Source organism: Paraburkholderia sp. SEWSISQ10-3 4, from assembly GCF_030464785.1.
GTDB lineage: Bacteria > Pseudomonadota > Gammaproteobacteria > Burkholderiales > Burkholderiaceae > Paraburkholderia > Paraburkholderia aspalathi.
Genome location: NZ_JALPRI010000048.1, coordinates 1 through 1,240, shown reverse-complemented (window position 1 = coordinate 1,240; position 1,240 = coordinate 1). Strand labels below are relative to the sequence as shown.

At 60.1% G+C, this 1,240-nt stretch carries 1 protein-coding gene; it reads right to left on the bottom strand.

What is annotated here, in order from left to right; genetic code table 11:
* Positions 1 to 9: 9 nt before the first annotated feature.
* On the bottom strand, positions 10 to 1,176 hold the full coding sequence (locus M0D68_RS36560; protein ID WP_211709248.1) for an IS30 family transposase: 1,167 nt from the start codon (positions 1,174 to 1,176) through the stop codon (positions 10 to 12).
* Positions 1,177 to 1,240 lie beyond the last annotated feature (64 nt).

The window sequence follows — 1,240 nt, the reverse complement described above, 5'->3', positions numbered from 1 at the left end:
GCGGCGGATTCAACCGGTCAGCGCAACACCCAACGTTTCCGCCAGTTTCTCGGCAGGGTTCATAAATTGCAAGGTCTGACGGGGTCGACCGTTCAGTTGCGCGGCGACCTTGTTCAAGTCTGCCTGCGAATAGCCGTCCACCGGTTTGCCTTTGGGGAAGTACTGACGCAGCAGGCCATTCGTGTTCTCGTTGCTGCCTCGTTGCCATGGGCTTCGCGGATCACAGAAATACACTTGCACGTCCGTAGCAATCGTGAAGTTCCTGTGGCTCGCCATCTCTGAGCCGCGGTCCCATGTCAGTGACCCACGCAGTTGTTTCGGCAGTTTGTTCACCTGTTTGATCAGCGCGGACACCACACTTGCCGTGTCCTTGCCTGCCACCTTGACCAGCATCACATAACGCGAGTGCCGCTCCACCAGTGTGGCAATGTAGGTGTTGTGCGAGCCTGCCAGCAGATCGCCTTCCCAGTGACCAGGTACCGCACGGTCTTCCACCTCGGCCGGTCTTTCGCTGATCGACACTGCCCCGATTATCTTGCCCCTGTTCTGTCCGCTTGCCGAGGCGCTCTTCGCCTGGCGCATCGTACGGTTCGTACGAAGATGTTCCACGAGTTCCTTTTTAAGGACCCCGCGTGCCTGGATGAACAGGCTCCGGTAGATCGTCTCGTGAGATATCTGCATGTCCTTGTTGACCCGAAACTCGCGCTTGAGCCACCCCGCTATCTGTACAGGGGCCCATTTTAATTTGAGCCTGGTCGCCACCAGCCGGCGCAGGCGCGCATTGCCCGACAGCGCACACACCTTGGGCCGCCGCGCACGCTCCCAGGCGTTCGCATCGGCCTCGTGCGCGCGATACCTGTGAATACCGCCATTGCGCCCGATCTCCCGGCTGACGGTCGATTTCGAGCGCTCCAGTTGCAGTGCAATCTGACCCATCGTTCTGCCTGCGACAAGGGCACGCGATATCTCTTCGCGTTCGGCCAGCGTCAGCGCTCGCGCAGATCTCGTGCGGGCAGGCGGGGAAATCCCGCCGTTCCTGTTCACGACGTGATAAACGCCACTCGGCTGGCGCTCAAGCATCCGCGCAATTGCGCTCAGCGACTCGCCTTCGCGCCATAGCTTCCAGATCTCGGCCTTCTGCGCGGTGTTCAACCACGGTCTTCTTTGTCGTCCCATCGTGCTCCACTCTCCATTTCCGTATTGGAACAGAGGTGTTGCGCTGACCGGTTGAATCCGCCGC